The following is an 18,426-nucleotide window of genomic DNA, read 5'->3' as shown; positions in this document are numbered from 1 at the left end:
TTAACCAATGTCCAATGCCCACTTGCCCGATCTCCACAAATAGCCTAGTGCGTAAGTCCTATTTATAAGACAATATACTAAGAAACAGTTCCAAACCCTTATCCTTCAAACATGGGAATTTAAATCATTGCCTATGAGAGCCATACGCACCCGCAGTCAAGAGCGGATTTTGAACCTGCTGAAAACCATTAAACAAGGCATTTCCGCCCAGGATATTTACGTTGAATTGCGTAATCGGAATCAGAGCATGGGTTTAGCAACAGTGTACCGCTCCTTGGAAGCCTTAAAAATGGAAGGACTGGTGCAGGTAAGGACTTTGGCTAATGGTGAAGCCCTCTATAGCCTATCGCAACAAGATAAACACCACCTCACTTGCCTGCAATGTGGTGTCTCAATTCCGATTAATCAATGTCCTGTCCATGACCTGGAAGACCAGTTACAGGACAGACATAAGTTTAAAATTTTTTACCACACTCTTGAGTTTTTTGGTTTGTGTCGCCAATGTCAGCTTCATCAAGCGGCTGAGATTGGTCATCAGTAATTAGTCAGTTGTCATTTGTCAAAGAAACTTCCTGATCGCTTTGATGGAAATTGTCACCTTGAGCTTTTGATAAATCAAAAGTTTTATAGGTATATTAACTGAACTTATTGAGGCACTACAAGCTTAAACGAGTCTGTCCGAGGTTTTCATAGTTTTCAGTTAATAGTAGCTTCTTATACAAAATCAGGGATTAGAGCGATCGCCCCAGAAAAAAATATGCATACAATCAAAATCATTTCCTGTGCTTTGCTTTCTATCGCCTTTGGGAGTCTAAGTTATGCATCTGAGGGGGTGGAGTTAGTTTCTGCTGAGGAACCGGTAATTCCAGAAGTTTTGCAACAGCGATCGCCTGTGAGTACTCAAGCCAAAGATTTGCAGACAGAGGCGCCGCTAGTTGTTACTTCGGAAACCGCCAAAAAAATAGTACAACAACCATCGCCTGGTAGCACTCCCACCAAGGTAGAATCAGACAGACCGCTTTCCCCATTGCAACAACCACCAACCCAATTACATAATTTAGAAACAGCCAATCAGCTACCAAAGGGTGCATTTCAGGCGGAAGCGGGTTGGCTACAAGTTCTACCAACGGATGATTCTGTTTCGGGGACAGGTTTGGAAACCTATCAGTTGAGTTTTGACTGGGGAGTAACAGACAATCTGCAGATAGGTTTCACAGGTGATATATTCGATGATTATATACGATGCTCCGTCAGAAGTGAGTGTGTTGACTTTACAACTGTAAGTTATGGAACTAAATTAAAATATCGATTAATCAACGAAAATCGTTGGTCTGTAGGTGTTGCAGGCACAGCGCAGTTATTGAACGTATCTGGTAATGGTAAAATTTTTAACAATAGCCCCAATAAATCATTTTTAGCCGTTAATCCCGTCGGCGCTTTACATTTCCCCACTACCTATAAAGCATCTCCAAGTCTGCAACTGCATTTCACTCCTGGAGTTGTGTTCTTTCCTGATAAAATTGAGGGAGGGGATTTTTTTGGGACTTTTTTCAACATTGGTACAGGATTTAGCTGGCAAACCACAAAAAGAGTCAACTTATTTGCTAATATTCAAGCACCCTTGGGACCGGGAGGCAATGCTTATAGTTCCAAAGACGCCTCTATCTATCGCAAGTTATTGTGGACTTTTGGTGTAGATTACGCCCTGAATCCCAGAATGGCCGCCGAACTTTACGCTACCAACAGTTATGGTGCGACACCAACCACAGGCTTATTGGCGTTTATTCCTGATGGAAATGATTTATTGTTGGGAATTCGCTTTAAGCATGTTTTTGATTTTGGACAAGGGTATGCAGCAAATTTTACTGATAGTCCCCAAGCACCATTATCTGACCGCGACCGCACATTGCTTTTTGATGGATTGACACTTGCGAGTGCTAACACTCTCCAAACCAGCAAATTCCAAGTTAGAGGAGGACTACAGACACATGGTGGTTCTAGTTTCGCCCTAGCCTATGGCTTGACAAATGATGCACAGTTTGAACTGATTGTTGATCAATTTGCATCAAGCGGACGCTTTTCTATTCAAGATATATCAGGGCCTGGAGTCAAAATTGGCGGTGCGATCAAACTGAAGTTTTTAGATCAAGCACGAGGCGATCTTGTCACCCTTGGTTTTAAATTAGCAGGAATCAGCGACACAGCTTTGCAAGGAGGTGGTATCGTCGGTTCTGTGTATACAGAGTTACCTATCACCTATCAATTCAGTCCCCAAACTGCGATATTTATGAATCCCAAGGGAGGATTTTTTGGCAAAACTACCCGCAGTGGGGTGGGAATTGGAATTAACCAAGCTATCGGGGATAAGTTGCAATTGATTGGCGAATTTACGCCGATCTTTGAAGGAAAAACAGGTATTTGGAGTACTGGCTTGCGGTATTTACCAAATTCGGGATTAGGATTTGACCTGTTTGCTGGTAATGCAATTGGACGAAGTGGCTTAGGAACGGTAACAGCAGACCCCGCAGGTACTAATGTCGGATTCAGCATCAATTGGGGAATTTGAAAAAATATGTCTCTAGGTAGATGAACTCTATTCGATTAAGTTATATTCTTTTTTCAAGACAATGACACACTGCTAAACAATGCAACTGTGTCATTGTCGAAGGCTTTGCTCAGAGGTTGTTTGAAAAGTGGTAGCCTGTATCTTTGCACTAATAGATCCCTCCTAGCCCCCCTTAAGAAGGGGGGAACTGGAATCAAAGTCGCCCTTTTTAAGGGGGATAATGGCGGATATAAATCTGTCAGATACATCACTAAGGACTTTTAAAACATCCTCTCAAGTAATTAGGTGTCGGAAGCAATCAACTGTAGGAAGAGCGGATCAGCAGCAATATCATCGAAATCTATATCAGTTGCTGCTTCGTCTTTGTATCTGGGATTCAGGTTAATTGCCTGTCGCAGATTTTTTAAAGCTAATTCAACTTGTTTTTGCAGTGCATAACAGGCGGCTGTGTTATAATAGGCGCTGGCATGTTTTGGATTAATTTCTAGTGTTTTCTCAAAACTAGCGATCGCCTCTTCATCGCGCCCCAAGCGAACTAAGGTATAGCCTCGTTTATCCCAGATTTTCGCCGATTCTGGTTGGAATTGCAGCGCTTGGTCAAAGGAGTCTATTGCCTCTTCATATCGTTCTAATTCTAGCAGAGACAGACCACGATTTAACCAAGCAACGGCATCATCAGGTTTAATTTGGCTGGCTTGATCGAAAGCAGCAAAAGCTTCTTGATGTTTTCCTAAATTACCGAAAGCTACACCGCGATCGCACCAAGCTTGATGATAATCTGGTTTAATTTGAATAGCCTGGTCATAGGATGCGATCGCCTCTTTGTAGCGTTGCAATCTTACCAGACTTAAGCCCCGTTTTAACCAAGCAACAGGTAGATTAGGCTGGATTTTAACGGCTTTGTTATAAACGGCGATCGCTTCTTCATAGCGCTTTTGCGAGAATAGCATATCTCCCTGATTGACATAATCATCAGCAGTGACTTCCACCAGTGGGGATTCGGCTATTTTTTCAACAACTTCAGGGGTTACATCCTCCCGCATCGATGTAGATGTAATTTCCGCCAGTTCTTGAACAATTTCATCACTTCGTTGTTGAGCATCTATTTGTAAATCCGAGAGATGGGATACAAATTCTGTCTCTAATTTTTCTAATTTTTCCAGAATTTTAATTTTTTGTTGTTGAGCATGTAATTGCAATTCAGAAAATTGGGATGTAAACTCAGAACCAAATTTTTCTAAATCTTCAATAATTAGCTCTTTGCGTTGTTGAGCATCTATTTGTAATTCTGATAATTGCATCGCAAATTGTGACTGTAATCTACCTAAATCTTTAATAATGTTATCCTTTTCTTGTTCGGTCTCAGCTTGTAACCCAGATATTTGTGATTTAAATAAAGCCGCTAATTCTCCGAGATTTAACAGCGTTATCTCTTGGCGTTGTTGAGCATCTACCTGTAATTGAGAAAGTTGTGTAGCAAATTCCCTCTGCAATTTTTCTAAATTTCCTACAACTGTATCCTTTTTCTGTTGAGCATCTCCCTGAAATTGTGAAAGTTGATAACTAAATTCAGACCTGGATTTTTCCAGACTATCAATTTCTTGTTCAGCAGTTGACTCGTATTCAGACAGTTGAGATTTAAATTGCGCTGCTAATTTACCCAGATTGCTGACGGTTAAATTCCTTTGTTCTTCAGCATTTAACTCGTATTCAGCTAGTTGAGATTTAAATTGCGCTTCTAAATTTAATATATTATTTTGAATATTTCTAATTTCTGTTTCTAATTGTCGGCTGATATTCTCCTTAGATTGGGATAACTCAGATGTCAGTGTAGATATATTTTGCTGCTCAGTTTTTAACTTTTCTTGCAGTAAATTCGCTTCGGTTTCTAATTCATGGGAGATGTTTCTCACCTCTTGAATAGCATTTTCAGCATCTTGCTTAACCAGAGTTAGCTGATTTTGTAAATTTTCTAGCCCCTGTAGCTGTTCCATTGCTCGATCAACAATTTCCCGAATCGCGACACGGCGTAATAACCAAAATAAAGCAATTACAGCCACAGGAAATAAACTTAATATCACGAGCCAGACATTGAGTAACATCGTTGTCCGACCGAAAGCGCGATCAAAATCAGTTTGTACTTGCTCGCGGATGCGCTTTTCTTCTCGCAGTCGTCCCAATTCTTCCCGTTCCCGATTCGAGATTACCGTAGTAGAAGTCACCAGGGGGGAAACTGGCGGAGTTTGTCCACTACTCATCCCAGCAGACAACAACAAGGGCGAAAAGACAAGGGCGCTTTTCAAAATTAAGGCGAAGACGACTGGATTTTTGCTCTTTAAAACCATAACTCTCTGTTGCTCAGTTTTTCCAGCGGCGTGTCTATCTCCAATCTATACCAGAATTCTGTTTTAATAAGTTTTAAAATCTAGGACAGCGGTAGTCAGCAACGAATTCTCAATTTGTGTGTATAATTTTGCTTGACAAAAGCAACACTTTCGATATCTAATTAATTTTAGCCAAGACTTACTTACCAAAAAAACTGGGTCTAAAGCCCCGTCCTTCTAGGACGGCTTTTTGGTAAAATAGTGGCAACAGGCAGGGCATTGTCTGTCGGGCTAGGTGATGTAAGACGGGCTATGCCTGCTATTGCTGTTTGAATCCAGAATCCCTGAACTTTCAGATCAGGGAGTATGTCAATTATGTATCACATTTAAAGAATGGTGCGTGACGCCACAAGTCCTGGCGTTCAATATTTATCGAAGCGTCACGCACTCTAGGATTAGACCTATTGCAAAATTGTTTCTATGGTATAATTGAGGGTTTTAGATATGTTTGGTGTTCTTGGCGATAGCTACACTCGCCGTTCGCGGAGAGTCTCGTAGAGAAGGCATCGCTAATTCAAGCATCACCATGTAACTCTAACTTTTGGCTAAAACAAAGGCAAGCGCCTATTTTAACACAAAATTAATTCTGCAAGAGGTCTATTATTAATGTGCTTATTTCCCTGTTCCCTTTCATCAATGACTATCTGATTCCATGTCTTCCTCTATACCTACCCGGAAAATGTGATGTTATTTGATAATTTTCGCCGCCAGTTGCGACAAGAAGCACGAATATGGCAAGACGAAGGTATTATTGATGAGGAATTATACCAGCAACTCGCCCAACGCTATCAATTTAATTATCTAGAAACCGCTGCTCGTGAACGGTTCGTTTTTATTCTGATTGCAGTCGGAGTCATATTATTAGGCTTAGGTGTTATTACTTTTGTCGCAGCAAACTGGCAAGCTTTAAGCAGGGAAGTTAAGTTAACACTATTATTAAGTATATTCCTAGTCACAAATATTGCTGGCTTTAGCTTGTGGAAACAACCTAGAAGTAATAATATTGCCTCCAATAGCCAAAAACGCCGCCAACATATTTTGGGAGAAGGCTTGCTAATTTTAGGAGCGTTGACAATAGGCGCAAATATGGCGCTGTCGTCGCAGATATTTCATATTAGCGGTTCAATTTACGAACTGTTTGTAGCTTGGGGATTAGCTGTTTTGCTCATGGCGTACAGTTTGCGGTTAAGTTCCTTGGGTCTGCTGTCTCTGATATTATTGATGATAGGCTATTCCACATCATCCTCCTTTGGTTGGTCGGTGGGACTAGATGAATTTAACTGGACAAAGCTAGTAATGGAACATCTACCCCTAGTCTCAGGATTACTGTTTGTCCCCCTAGCTTACTGGTGTCGTTCCCGGTGGATTTTTAGAATAGCCGCGATCGCATTTATCATCTCATGGCAATTCCAGTTTAGATCCTTAGAAGTCCTGCAATATAGAGATGCTCCCTCCTGGCTGGTTATAGCCACTTTCACTATTCCCCCAGCATTATTATGGAGTTATGATGACTTGCTGTTTGGGCAAATCACTTCTAGGTTGTTTCAGCCTTTTGCACGGGCTTTAGCCTCAGTGGTTTTCAGCATCACGTTTTATCTACTGTCTTACCGTTGGTTGTGGGAAACTCGCTCTTCTGATTATCAAACAAGATTCGCCAGCAGTCCCCTAGCAACCTGGCTTCCCTTGATCGATGTAAGTATATTCGCCGTTGTAGCCCTATGGCAATGGTGGCATTTGCTACGCCAAACCCGCAACCGAGAAGCCAGGGGGATGGATATTAAGACTATAGTCATTGCTGGCTTAATTGTCACCACCGCTGTAATTATCTTCCTCCATCAAGCCATCACCCCCATTGCGATCATTCCCATCATCGCTTTTAACGTCCTTTTGGCAGTGTTCAGTTTCGGAGTGATTCTGGAAGCCCTAGAGTTAGGAAAAAGACGCGGCTTTTGGTGTGGTATGGTATTATTAACTCTACAAATTATGACGCGAATGCTGGAGTATGACACCAGCTTACTCTTAAAATCCCTTGTTTTTGTCTTGTGTGGTGTGGTTGTAATTGTTGCGGGACTATGGTTTGAACGCTATGTAGCATCATTAGGAACTACAACAAGTAATGGGAATCAGCGGTAGTTCCGGAGTTAGCAAGTAACTTTAGACGCAGAGGCGCCCAGACGCAGAGAGTAAGAGTTTGAGAGGTTGCGTAAGTCCTATTATTTTAAACATGAGATTTTATGGAAACTAACCAACTATTAGGGTTACAAACAGAATCTTCAATCAAGCCCATAGCCTGGTGGCGATTTGTTGTTCCCCTGGTAATTCAAGCAGGATTAATCTTAGCAGTACCAGCCCAATCGATTTACACATTAGTGACTGGTAAAACGCTGATTTTGCAAACAGTACCTGTAGATCCTTACGATTTGTTGCGCGGTTATTCAGTCACCCTCAATTATGAAATCTCGGATATAGATAAATTGAGAGAACTTCCTGGCTGGAATGAATTGGTGAAACAACATCCAGGTGGCAAAGAATATAATTCTACTACCAACAAACAATATCAGTCTTTGGCGCAAGGAACCAGCTTGTATGTCATTCTCCAACAGCAGAAATCTTCTGCTAAAACACCTACAGCTTGGAAACCAGTGGGAGTCAGTGGACAAACCCCCACGAACCTAAGCGCAAATCAGATTAGTTTGAAAGGTTGGTACCGTGGTTATAATCCCATAGATTACGGCTTAGAAACTTACTATATTCCAGAAGATCAACGGAACGATATTAATAACGATATTTCTAACGCTAGACCAATCAAACGAGGAGAACAGCAACCAATAGTAGTAGAAGTGAAAGTCAACGCCCAGGGTAATGCTATACCTGTAACTATGTGGGTACGCGATCGCCAATACAAATTTTAACAGGAACGACGTAGGCGGAGCCTTCCCGAAGTCTGGCAATCCCAGTGACAGTACACAGATTAATCAGGGTTTGAGAGGTTTTTTGCGTAAGTCCTCTGACAAAAACTTGAGACTATTGATTTGCAAATGCTACCGTCTACAACATAACTAGAAATTGTAGGTATTTTTCCACTATGCAGTGTAGACACACAGTAGCTCATAACCAGAAATCCCTGATTAGTCTGAGTTTAATATCTATCTTGCTTGTACCTGATTTAGCGCTAGCTACACCACCCAGAACCCCAGATAAAACCATCAGCTGTGAGATTTTAGTTGTCGGTGGTGGACTTTCTGGCGTCGCTACGGCTTATGAGGGGTTACTCGCAGGAAGAACGGTTTGTCTGACAGAAATTACCGACTGGTTGGGGGGACAAATTTCTTCTCAGGGAACATCAGCATTAGACGAAAGACCAACCCAGCGTGCGCGTCAATTCTATTCTCGCGGCTACCTGGAATTACGAAACCGCATTCAACGCCATTATGGTAGAATAAATCCTGGTGAGTGCTGGGTAAGTGACTCCTGCTTTCTTCCCCGTGATGCTCACACCATTCTTGCCCAGATGCTCAAAGATGCGGAAAAACAAGGCAGAGGTAAGTTGCAATGGTTTGGGAATACTGTAATTAAAGATTTAGAAATTAGTGCAGATGGGAAAATAATTAATAGTGCGATCGCCATTCAACATCAACCCGCAAAAGGCGCACCACCCCTCAACACCGTTCCTCTATCTCAAACCATTGACGATAGCTATCGTTACGAAAACTCCTCTCAGTTTACCAAAAATATCATCCGCTTCATCCCCAAACAAAGTCAAGGCAACGCCCCCAAATGGTATGTAATTGACGCCAGCGAAACAGGCGAAATTATTGGACTGGCTGATGTTCCCTACCGCTTAGGGATTGATCCTCTTTCCTACCTCGAACCTTCAGCTTCCAGCACCCAAAACGACGCTTATTGTACTCAAGGTTTTACCTATACCTTTGCAATGGAGGCAACTAAGGAGCCGCAACCGCAGACAATGCCCCCATTTTATTCAGAGTATTCACCATATTTTAGCTATGAATTAAAAAGATTAGCAAGCTTTGACCTAGTTTTCACCTATCGTCGTATCTGGAATCCCCAACCAGGTCCAAAAACCCTATTTGGCGGAGTGAGATTTACCGCTCCCACACCAGGGGACATCTCCATGCAAAACTGGACTTGGGGGAACGATTACCGCCCAGGCACCGCTGCCGATAATTTAGTTTATACTCAACAACAATTGCAAGCCACTGGACAGTTACAGCCAGGAGGCTGGATGGGAGGACTGCGGACAGAAACCCTCCGCAAAGGTGAAGAAAAATCCCTGTCTTATTATTACTGGCTGGTTGCGGGAACTACAGATTCTCAACTAGGGAAAGATGTCAAGCAGCCACAAACCAATAACCGCTTTTTAGCTGGTTTAAATTCCCCAATGGGGACAGTACATGGCTTATCGAAATATCCCTATATGCGCGAAGGACGGCGCATCATAGGTCGCCCAAGTTGGGGACAACCCACAGGCTTTACGATTTGGGAAATTGATATTTCTCGCCGTGACTACAATGATGAATATTACCGCAAAACCTTGCCCGCAGACATGTATCGCCAGTTAAAAGCAGCACTATCTGGATTGGAGGCAATATCAGTACTCACAGGTAAAACCTCACCAGAAACAGCCTTACGGCGGACTCGTTCTACCATCTTCCCCGACGCTGTAGGTATCGGTCACTACGCCATAGATTTCCATCCCTGCATGGAAAAAAGCCCACCAGAAGCCCCGGGAAACAAAGAACGTGCGGGAGAAAGACGCGGTGCTGGTCAAGCTTATCCCTTCCAAATAGCCTTGAGGGCGATGATTCCCCAAAAAATTGATAATTTAATAGTAGGTGGTAAAAGCATTGCTACTAGCCACATCGCCGCTGCAGCTTATAGAGTCCACTCCTTTGAATGGTCTGCAGGCGCCGCTGCGGGAACTGTAGCAGCTTTCGCCCTCAAAAATGCGATCGCACCCTATCAATTGGTAGATGAGTTACCCCAAGCGGAACCGCAACTCGAAGCCCTCAAGCGTCTATTAGAGCAAAATGGCAATCCTACCGCCTTTCCTGATACGTCGATTTTTAACCAAAATTGGAACGATTGGAGATAGATACAGCATAGCTTAGTGAGGCAGAGATTATTGTCAGTATTGTAGGGTGCGTTAGACGGAAGTCGTAACGCACCATCTCATCGGGTTTGGTGCGTTACGCTGTCGCTAACACACCCTACTACTTCTCTAAATCCTGCTTCAATTTCTACCTGTAGTTGATCAACATCTGAACTTTTATCGCGCTGTTTAAACTCATCCAATAAACTAAAGAAATATTCAAAACCAGCTTTTTCATCGTGACAGTAAAGCATAATCATCTTTGACCACGAACTTACCGTGGTTATTCCTAACTTTTTCTGCAACCAAGGTTGAAATTCTCCATAAAAATCATCTTCCTCTACAGTCGGTTCAATTCCTAACTCACTTCTGGAACATTCATAACCCACCAAAAACATAAATAAATCGCTCACTGAAGGACGACCCAGATACATTCCTGGCTTAGTTTTGATTTTTTCTAAAATCTCAAAAATTGCGCTCATCCTCTTGTTTTCCTAGGATATTCGTTGCGAATCGCACGCGCTACAAACTCATTGCGACTTTTTGCTTTTCCTTCACTAACAGTGCGATCGCCAGCAAGTCACAGCGATTTTCATTCATTTGAACCACAGATATTCGTAGGGGCGCAAGGCCTTGCGCCCCAAAAGCACAGATATTGGTAGGGGCGCAAGGCCTTGCGCCCCAAAAGCGTGGTCTATTTACCTGAAAATGGCTGTAAGTATTTATGGGAAAATGATATCACAGATGCTTGGCGATCGCCGCCAGTATTACCAGGAAAATAATTTCTAACAGATAACTGACAAAAACCGTGGGATTGAGGATACCATCCCAGAGGTAGCCTCGGCGCCTGGGTGTAGGGTTACGCTGCAAATAATGAGTCCAGCCGCCGTATATTTTGGGACTGCGTAGACCATAATCCTTGGTGAGAATTGACTCAATTTCGGCGACACGGGGATAAAAACCCCGCTGAAAGTGTTTCCACTGACTTTCTAGAATCCAAAAGAACACGGGAATTGAGCAACCAATTAAGGCGATCGCTCCTAATTTTTGCTGTATTGTTAAAGCTATCACCGCCCCAGTGCCGCTAATACCAAGGGCTTTGATAATCCAGATTTGCTTGTTGTAGTCTTCAATAGTAGTTTGCAGAAAAAGGTATTCTTTTTCCAACATGTTTAATTCAAATTCTTCTAAGGTATTAAATTTCTGGTTTTGTTGTAATTCCATATACAAATAATTTGGTTTAATTTACTTATACTAAAAAAGTATAAAGCAGAAAAATTTTCTACACCTGTAAAATAAAATCCTCATCCTGCGGATGTATATTCTTCACCTGTCTGATTTACATTTTGGTACTACCGATAATGCCAACCGCTGGCAAAGTCAGTTAGCAGAGGATCTGCGGTATGGACTCAACTGTGAGCATTTGGATGCGCTGCTTATCTCTGGTGATATTGCCAACAAATCAACCACTGAAGAATACGCTGCTGCGAAAGAGTTTTTAGACAACCTCCGCGAAGAATTTCCCATCAATCAGGAGAATATTGTGATTGTTCCTGGAAATCATGACCTCAACTGGGGACTGTCTGAAGATGCTTACACACCAGTAAAACGCAAGAACTATCCAGGTCAGCTAGATAATAGAATTATTGATAAAGGTGGAGATTATATAGAAGTTCGCAATGAGGAAAAATACCAACACCGATTTGACTATTTCAGTAAATTCTATGAAGATATCAAAGGAGAACCCTATCCTTTAAGAGATGACCAGCAAGGCATACTTTATCCTCTCACAGAACAAAAAATACTTTTTTTAGGGCTAAATTCTGCTTGGCAACTGGATCACAATGACACAAGAAGTGCCAGCATCAATCCCAATGCTCTAAGTAATGCCCTGACTAAAATTCGTAGAAATACAGAATACAATAATTGCTTAAAAATTGCGGTTTGGCATCATCCTCTTAACAGCAACTCAGAAGATCGCATTAAAGATCATGGTTTCATGGAACAGTTAGCAAAAGCTGGATTCCGTCTGGCTTTACACGGTCATATTCACCAAGCTGATAATAGTTTATATCGTTATGATCGCAGCGTTGGCGGCAGGAAAATAGAGGTGATTTCTGCTGGTACTTTTGGCGCTAATACTAGTGAATTAGTAACAGCTTATCCCTGGCAATATCAGCTGTTGAAGTTAGAAAATGAAAACAGCAAGCTAACAGTTTATACACGCAAACGCGAAAAGGCTAATGGTGCTTGGAAGCCTGATGGTCGCTGGACAACAGGAGATGAAATGACCACCTTGGCTTACTATGAAGTCCCTCTGGGGTCTGAAGAAAATATAAAAAAGTTCTAGCCCCCCAGCCACCTGGGGGTGACGTTAATGTTTTCGTTGGACGCACAAAAGAACTAGCCACATTAAAGAAATGGATTGTGAAGGACAAGTGCCGAGTAGTAGCATTGGTTGGTATGGGCGGTATTGGCAAGACTTCCCTGGCTGTTAAATTAAAAGAACAGATTCAAGGTGAGTTTGAGCATGTGATTGAGGAATCCTTAAAAAATGCCCCACCACTTCAAGAACTTCTGGGATCTTGGCTTAAAGTCTTCTCGAATCAGGAAAATAAAGATATACCAGACAGCATCGGTAATAGAATAGTTAGTGTGATGGATTTTTTAAGTAAAAATCGCTGTTTGTTGTTGCTATATGATGTTGATAAAATTTTGCAAGCTGGAAAATTGGTAGGGCAATATCGAGAAGGATATGAAGAGTATGATCAACTGTTTAAACGTGTAGCAGAAAGATCTTATGAAAGTTGTTTACTGCTGATCAGTCGTGACAAACCTCAAACTATAGAATCTTTGGAAAAGACTCAACTATTGGTTAAATGTTTGCAGCTACAAGGTTTAGATGATGTAGCAGCCAAGTAAATATTTAAGAGAAAAGGCTTTTTTTGCTTTTGGCTCAGAATCCCGATTGACCGAATTAATTAATCTTTACCAAAGTAATCCCTTCAAATTCTCCTTTCATGGAAACTGTTCCACTCTCATATTACCAACATAACTAATGCGATTCTGAATTAGCATCTGAATTTTATTTTCTAGCCTAGGACTGAGTGACGTATTACCTGGCAACTTTATATATATATTTAAGTTGCACTTATCCTGTGTCACCCGTACATATTGAATTTGCCGAATTTCTAGATCTTCACTGACTACCCTTTGATCGTTCAAAATTTGACGCGCCTCTTGGGCTAGTGCGTTTTCATCTGATACACCTCTGTCGGGACTGATTTTACATTTTAGATCGAATGTGGAAGTCGATGTAGGTGTAGGTGTAAGTGTAGGTGTAGGAAGATTTATTGGACTGCTATTCTGTCCATCTGGTCGTATGGTAATGCCTTTGTAAAACACAAATGCAGCTGCTAAAAACACTATAAACCCAAAAACTGTTTTAAAGTTTAGCAATTTTTTGACCTGTTCTTTACGTTTTAATTTGGCCTGTTCTTTACGTTTTAAATTGCTCTCAATTTTTTCTAGGCGTTGTAAAATTTCTGGTGCATTTTTAGGTCTATCCTTTACATCCCAAGCTATCAGGCTATCAATAAAATATGCAAAAGGTTTGGATAGGTTGTTCGCACTAGAACGCCAATGCAATGTGCTATTCCTGTCTTCATATAATTTATTTGGATTTTTACCTGTTAACAGATGCACAAATGTACGCCCCAAAGCATAGAAATCAGATTGTGGTACAACCCTACCTTTTTTTTGCTCTGGAGCCATGTAACCATCAGTACCAATTATTGTTGTAGTCTTTCCCTCCAAAACATGTTGAGTAATAGCCCTGACAGCATCAAGATCAATCAATACTAGTTCTGCATTATTTTCTCTCAGCATGATATTTGATGGTTTGATATCACGATGAAAAAACGGTTTTTTATGCAGGTTGCCTAAAATTGTTGCCAGTTGTTTTAACCAATTAATTGCTTGTTTTTCGGTGATAGGCTGATTATTTCGACTTTCTAGCCATTGCTGTAAATTGCTGCCTTCAATTTTCTCCATTACCAAACAATACACTAGCTTTTGAGTCGAAAGCTCAATATCGAAGTATCCATGTTTATCAACCCTAGGAATCCCTGGAACCCAATAATTAATTAAAACATCTGCCCCTCTATTAAAATGGGTAATTGCTTCAGGATCATCTGTGTACAAAACTTTTATAACTTTTGGCTTACTGTTCTCTTGAATATCAATAGCATTATAAAGGGTACACTCTCTATTTAGTCGTTGATTCAATACACCAATTACCCGATATCGCCCATTCAAGAGCAAAGGAGAACCACAAGCTTGGCAAGGATGCTCATCTCCAGGTCTTTCGCGATGTGGACAGTTTAGATTGATGCATCGGCAATTTTGCATATCGTTAGAGTGTTTAGGGTTTGAGCTTGCCATTCTTCTGCAAATAAACGAGTAGTAAAGTCTACTTATGAGGTCAGAATTTAACCAAAATTAAATCGATTTTAAATATATTTTTTATCTCTACAAAAAGAAAATAAAAAACTTTTATATGCCGATATTTTCCTTAAATTCTATAATTAATTCTGCAATTTTGATGTGCTTTATATTACTTTTAATTTACCAATAAAAGTATAAATTAGGTTATACGTAATTTACGTATATTTTCTTGATCAAAAAAAATATTCTCTATGCCTAAGACAAAATTTGAGCAAGTCAGGCTACAAAAATATCAATCATTAAGATATGTTTGCTTACCCCTTGTAGCTCTCATCATGCTGGTCTGGATATCTACTGCTCAAGCTGCTTCCCTAGAGACTCTGGAAGTTAGTCAAAATACCCAGTGGGTACTATTAACAGGGTCTTTAGTGTTCTTTATGAATGCAGGCTTCGCAATGTTAGAGTCTGGTTTTTGCCGCAGCGCCAATGCTATCACTGTCTTAGCCAAAAACCTAATTGTGTTTGCCATTGCTACCGTAGCCTTCTGGGTTTTAGGCTTCGGTTTCATGTTTGGTAACGGTGATCAATTCATCGGCTGGAGTGGTTTTTTGTTACAGGGTGCTGACAATAGCCCCTTAACAAATGATGCTTACCAAGGAGTCTTCAACTCATTAAACTGGACAGCTATTCCGCTTGCGGCTAAATTTTTCTTCCAGTTAACATTTGCTGGCACCGCCGCTACTATTGTTTCTGGAGCCGTTGCGGAAAGAATCAAATTTGGCGCATTTATCACGTTCAGTTTTTTCTTGGTGTTGAGTTATTCCATCACAGGTCACTGGATTTGGGGAGGTGGATTTCTCAAAGATTTGGGCTTTAGAGATTTTGCAGGTTCAACTGTGGTTCATTCAGTTGGTGGCTGGGCTGGTTTGATGGGAGCAGTATTATTAAAGCCACGTCTGGGAAAATATCGCAAGTTTAAACCACATGAAAAGCGCTTACCAAAGGAGACAAGTTTTTACGGCAAAAAAATCATTTCTATGCCGGCACATAACCTCAGCACTGCAACTCTCGGTTGTTTTATTCTTTGGCTTGGTTGGTATGGTTTTAACGCTGGCTCAACCCTAACAGCCAATTCCCAAGCTATAGCCCATATTTTATTAGTAACTCTCATGGCTGGTGCAATGGGTGGAATTGGTGCCACTTTTTGGGCTTGGCAATTTTATGAGAAACCCAGTCTCTCATTTATGATTAATGGCATCCTCGCTGGTTGTGTCAGTATTACCGCTTCTTGTGCTTTCGTGAATATTCCCAGTGCAGCTGTTATCGGTTTTGTGGGTGGGGCGCTGGTTGTTTATGCCACAATTTTATTAGACAAGTGCGAGATTGACGATCCCGTAGGTGCTGTTCCTGTTCACCTTGTTTGCGGAATCTGGGGAACACTGGCGGTAGGTTTGTTTAGTCGAGACCCTAGCACTTATGTTTGGTCTAAGGAATTTTTTGATCTTGATAAAGGTGGCTTGTTGTTTGGTGGTGGAGCAAATCTTTTATTTGCTCAACTCGTGGGAATTCTTTTGGTTGGTGCGTTCACAGTTGTATTTAGCGTGATTACCTGGATTGGCATTAGTTATTTCATGTATCGTATTTCTGATGCTCCTCACCCTGAATTTAAGGTGTTCAAATTTCTAAGAGTGTTACCTCAAGAAGAAATTATTGGTGTTGATAGTTTGTTTGCTGAAGGTAATGACATCGGTCAGCTAAAGCGAGAATACATCGAGAATCATAGACGCAAACTTTCTTCGCAACGAAAGCGCAACACCCGCAAATGATATCAAATCCGTTTCTATCGGAATTATTCCTCTTTCTAACTCGGCCTTCGCTTGGCCCCTTCGGGTCTACGTTCCTCAACCCAACCTACGTGGGTTAAGGTTTTTGGGCTTAACCGAGCAGTATTGGTTCCCCTCCTTAATAAGGGGGGCTAGTCCCGCGATTTCAAACTATTTGTTTAGCAGGATAAATTTTTAGATACCCCTAAATCCACACGATATGATACCAGCTGTAGGGGCACGGCAATGCCGTGCCCCCACTCGCTCCTACATGTGTCAGCGTTTTAGTGGTATTTCATAGGACTAGGACTTACGCATTGACAAAAACTACTAAATATGTTTTTCAGGAAAATTACATCTGTCGTAGGGGTTTAGCACTGCTAAACCCCAAAAGCGCGGATCTATAGCGGTTCTCGGTTGAGTCCAATACACTCGTAAGGGCACGGCAGTGCCGTGCCCCTACACGCGACAATATAATTTTGTATTGCATTCAATTGAGAACCGCTATATTTACCATCAAGCAATTATTCATCAAAGCTGGAAATGACCTATTTTGGTGACAGCATATCATGATTTATTTGTACAGTGCGTAAGTCCTAAAGACTTTGAAATCGCGGGACTAGGGGGGATCGAATTCTATGTAGCTTCATAAAAAATTGCTATCAGCACTCCCCTAGGGCTTCCACCCTGTGAGCAAATTTGGGTATCCTACTGGTGTGGGAAAGATTTTTTGGAAGGCTGTTTGACGCTCTTGGGGTTTTTCTTGGCTGATATTCCAGAGGGTTTCATAGAAAAAGAATGATACCCCGGCGAAGTTGCGATCGCGCACTTTTTGCACTTGTGTTTGTATCTGTTGCATTGGTACAGATCTGTTCTTCAGTCCTGTCAAAATACCGATGCTGACGGGAATATGACTCTTTGCTGCTTTTACTTCTGGGTACTCTAATTCGCTGATAAAGACATTGAGATCATTGCGATATACTTGTAACACCAAGTCTTCTACCAGTCCTAGGCGTTCCCATTTCTGCCAGTCTGCTAAAAAATAGTTGTAGGAGAATCGCTGGGGGTTAGGCGCAACGGAAACTAGGCAATCTTTTTTACTCGCTTTGATGGCTCTAAATACTCGCTTGAAAAATCCTGTGATTTTAGCAGCCCTCCACCGCAACCATTCTGGGTTTTGCGGGTTTTGGGATGGTGATTGACCACGATGTTCTTTTTTATATAGCGCCACTGTATAGGCATCGTAGCCCAATTCTGCTGGTAAGCCAAAATGGTCATCTACTTGAATGCCGTCGATATCGTAGTTTTTGACGATTTCAACAATTAAATCTTGCATGAATTGTTGCACATCTGGGCGAAAGGGATTTAGCCAAACTCTTTCATGGACGCCTTCTTTAACAATTTGCTTACCGTTACTCAGACTGGTTAGCCATTGGGGATGACGTTTGGCTAATTCGGAATCAGCAGGGGCCATAAAGCCAAATTCAAACCAGGGAATGACTGTTAATCCTTGTTTATGTCCCTCTTGGACAACTTCCTTGAGCATGTCTCGCCCTTGGAGTCCGGGTGTGGGGTCGAGCGATCGCCCGATCACATTGGCAGCAACTTTGCTAGGATATAATGTGTAGCCCCAATTCCACACCGTAGGATAGACGGTGTTGAAGTTGAGAGATTTGAGCCTTTGCAAAGAATTTTTCAGGCGATCGCGCTCAAATAGGACATCGCTATCAATATTAGTTAACCATACCCCCCTTAACTCCGATGCAGGCGATCGCGCCAGCCCTGACTTGTCAGTTCCTGCAGGAGAATTTTGAGCATACAAGGGAAACGATAGCATCAGTGTAGCTGTCATACTCAAGGCCAGCATGACGAAAAATAATACCCACTTTCTGCTTTGGCGAAATTGCCACCAACTCAACTCAACACACCATTCTACAAATCTTTTCATCATTGGGTACAGGCATCCTTACACACAAACTATGACTAGGATACCCGGACATAAGTTGCATTATACCCCTGGGAGGTAGGGAAGTGGGAAGTTGGGAGTACTCCTGTTACAGCCATTTTCAGGTAAATAGACCACAGGGTAGGGGC

Annotated in this window: 13 protein-coding genes; 8 read left to right on the top strand and 5 right to left on the bottom strand. The window is 41.7% G+C overall.

What is annotated here, in order from left to right; translation table 11 throughout:
• Positions 1–133: 133 nt before the first annotated feature.
• Together HEQ19_27475 and HEQ19_27470 are read left to right on the top strand one after the other, a co-directional pair.
• Positions 134–541 (top strand): Fur family transcriptional regulator, encoded by a 408-nt coding sequence (locus tag HEQ19_27475; protein WYM02658.1) that lies wholly within the window; start codon positions 134–136, stop codon positions 539–541.
• A gap of 216 nt (positions 542–757) precedes the next feature.
• Positions 758–2,566, top strand: a complete 1,809-nt coding sequence (locus HEQ19_27470; protein ID WYM02657.1) for a porin — start codon at positions 758–760, stop codon at positions 2,564–2,566.
• 281 nt (positions 2,567–2,847) lie between these two features.
• Here the strand turns inward: HEQ19_27470 and HEQ19_27465 are convergent, their stop codons facing one another.
• Positions 2,848–4,911 carry a tetratricopeptide repeat protein gene (locus HEQ19_27465; GenBank protein ID WYM02656.1) on the bottom strand — a complete coding sequence of 688 codons (2,064 nt, stop codon included), beginning with the start codon at positions 4,909–4,911 and terminating at the stop codon, positions 2,848–2,850.
• A 723-nt stretch (positions 4,912–5,634) separates the two neighbouring features.
• On the opposite strand from HEQ19_27465, the gene HEQ19_27460 reads away from it, so the two are divergent.
• The 3 genes from HEQ19_27460 to HEQ19_27450 all read left to right on the top strand — a co-directional run bounded on the left by HEQ19_27460 (position 5,635) and on the right by HEQ19_27450 (position 10,066).
• A complete protein-coding gene (locus tag HEQ19_27460; GenBank protein WYM02655.1) occupies positions 5,635–7,083 on the top strand; it encodes a DUF2157 domain-containing protein in 1,449 nt (482 codons plus the stop codon).
• A 101-nt stretch (positions 7,084–7,184) separates the two neighbouring features.
• Positions 7,185–7,862: a GDYXXLXY domain-containing protein gene (locus HEQ19_27455; protein WYM02654.1), complete on the top strand. Its 678-nt coding sequence runs from the start codon at positions 7,185–7,187 to the stop codon at positions 7,860–7,862.
• Positions 7,863–8,035: 173 nt separating this feature from the next.
• The gene (locus tag HEQ19_27450; GenBank protein ID WYM02653.1) at positions 8,036–10,066 is read left to right on the top strand and encodes an FAD-dependent oxidoreductase; all 2,031 of its coding nucleotides are present in this window, start codon (positions 8,036–8,038) and stop codon (positions 10,064–10,066) included.
• Positions 10,067–10,143: 77 nt separating this feature from the next.
• On the opposite strand, the gene HEQ19_27445 is transcribed toward HEQ19_27450, so the two are convergent.
• Both HEQ19_27445 and HEQ19_27440 read right to left on the bottom strand, forming a co-directional pair.
• Positions 10,144–10,545 carry a hypothetical protein gene (locus HEQ19_27445; GenBank protein WZI67037.1) on the bottom strand — a complete coding sequence of 134 codons (402 nt, stop codon included), beginning with the start codon at positions 10,543–10,545 and terminating at the stop codon, positions 10,144–10,146.
• A gap of 256 nt (positions 10,546–10,801) precedes the next feature.
• On the bottom strand, positions 10,802–11,287 hold the full coding sequence (locus tag HEQ19_27440) for a hypothetical protein (protein WYM02652.1): 486 nt from the start codon (positions 11,285–11,287) through the stop codon (positions 10,802–10,804).
• Positions 11,288–11,378: 91 nt separating this feature from the next.
• Here HEQ19_27440 and HEQ19_27435 point away from each other — a divergent pair, with 91 nt between their 5' ends.
• Positions 11,379–12,413 (top strand): metallophosphoesterase, encoded by a 1,035-nt coding sequence (locus HEQ19_27435; GenBank protein ID WYM02651.1) that lies wholly within the window; start codon positions 11,379–11,381, stop codon positions 12,411–12,413.
• Between the two features lie 77 nt (positions 12,414–12,490).
• A complete protein-coding gene (locus tag HEQ19_27430) occupies positions 12,491–12,985 on the top strand; it encodes an NB-ARC domain-containing protein (protein ID WYM02650.1) in 495 nt (164 codons plus the stop codon).
• Positions 12,986–13,081: 96 nt separating this feature from the next.
• On the opposite strand, the gene HEQ19_27425 is transcribed toward HEQ19_27430, so the two are convergent.
• Complete coding sequence (locus tag HEQ19_27425; protein ID WYM02649.1) at positions 13,082–14,506, bottom strand: serine/threonine-protein kinase; 1,425 nt, start codon at positions 14,504–14,506, stop codon at positions 13,082–13,084.
• A gap of 254 nt (positions 14,507–14,760) precedes the next feature.
• Here HEQ19_27425 and HEQ19_27420 point away from each other — a divergent pair, with 254 nt between their 5' ends.
• On the top strand, positions 14,761–16,335 hold the full coding sequence (locus HEQ19_27420; GenBank protein ID WYM02648.1) for an ammonium transporter: 1,575 nt from the start codon (positions 14,761–14,763) through the stop codon (positions 16,333–16,335).
• A gap of 670 nt (positions 16,336–17,005) precedes the next feature.
• Here HEQ19_27420 and HEQ19_27415 read toward each other — a convergent pair.
• On the bottom strand, positions 17,006–18,283 hold the full coding sequence (locus HEQ19_27415) for a glycoside hydrolase family 10 protein (protein WYM03659.2): 1,278 nt from the start codon (positions 18,281–18,283) through the stop codon (positions 17,006–17,008).
• Positions 18,284–18,426 lie beyond the last annotated feature (143 nt).

Origin of the sequence: Gloeotrichia echinulata CP02 (genome assembly GCA_038087035.1) — a bacterium.
GTDB lineage: Bacteria > Cyanobacteriota > Cyanobacteriia > Cyanobacteriales > Nostocaceae > Gloeotrichia > Gloeotrichia echinulata.
This window is presented reverse-complemented; position numbering and strand designations above follow the sequence as displayed.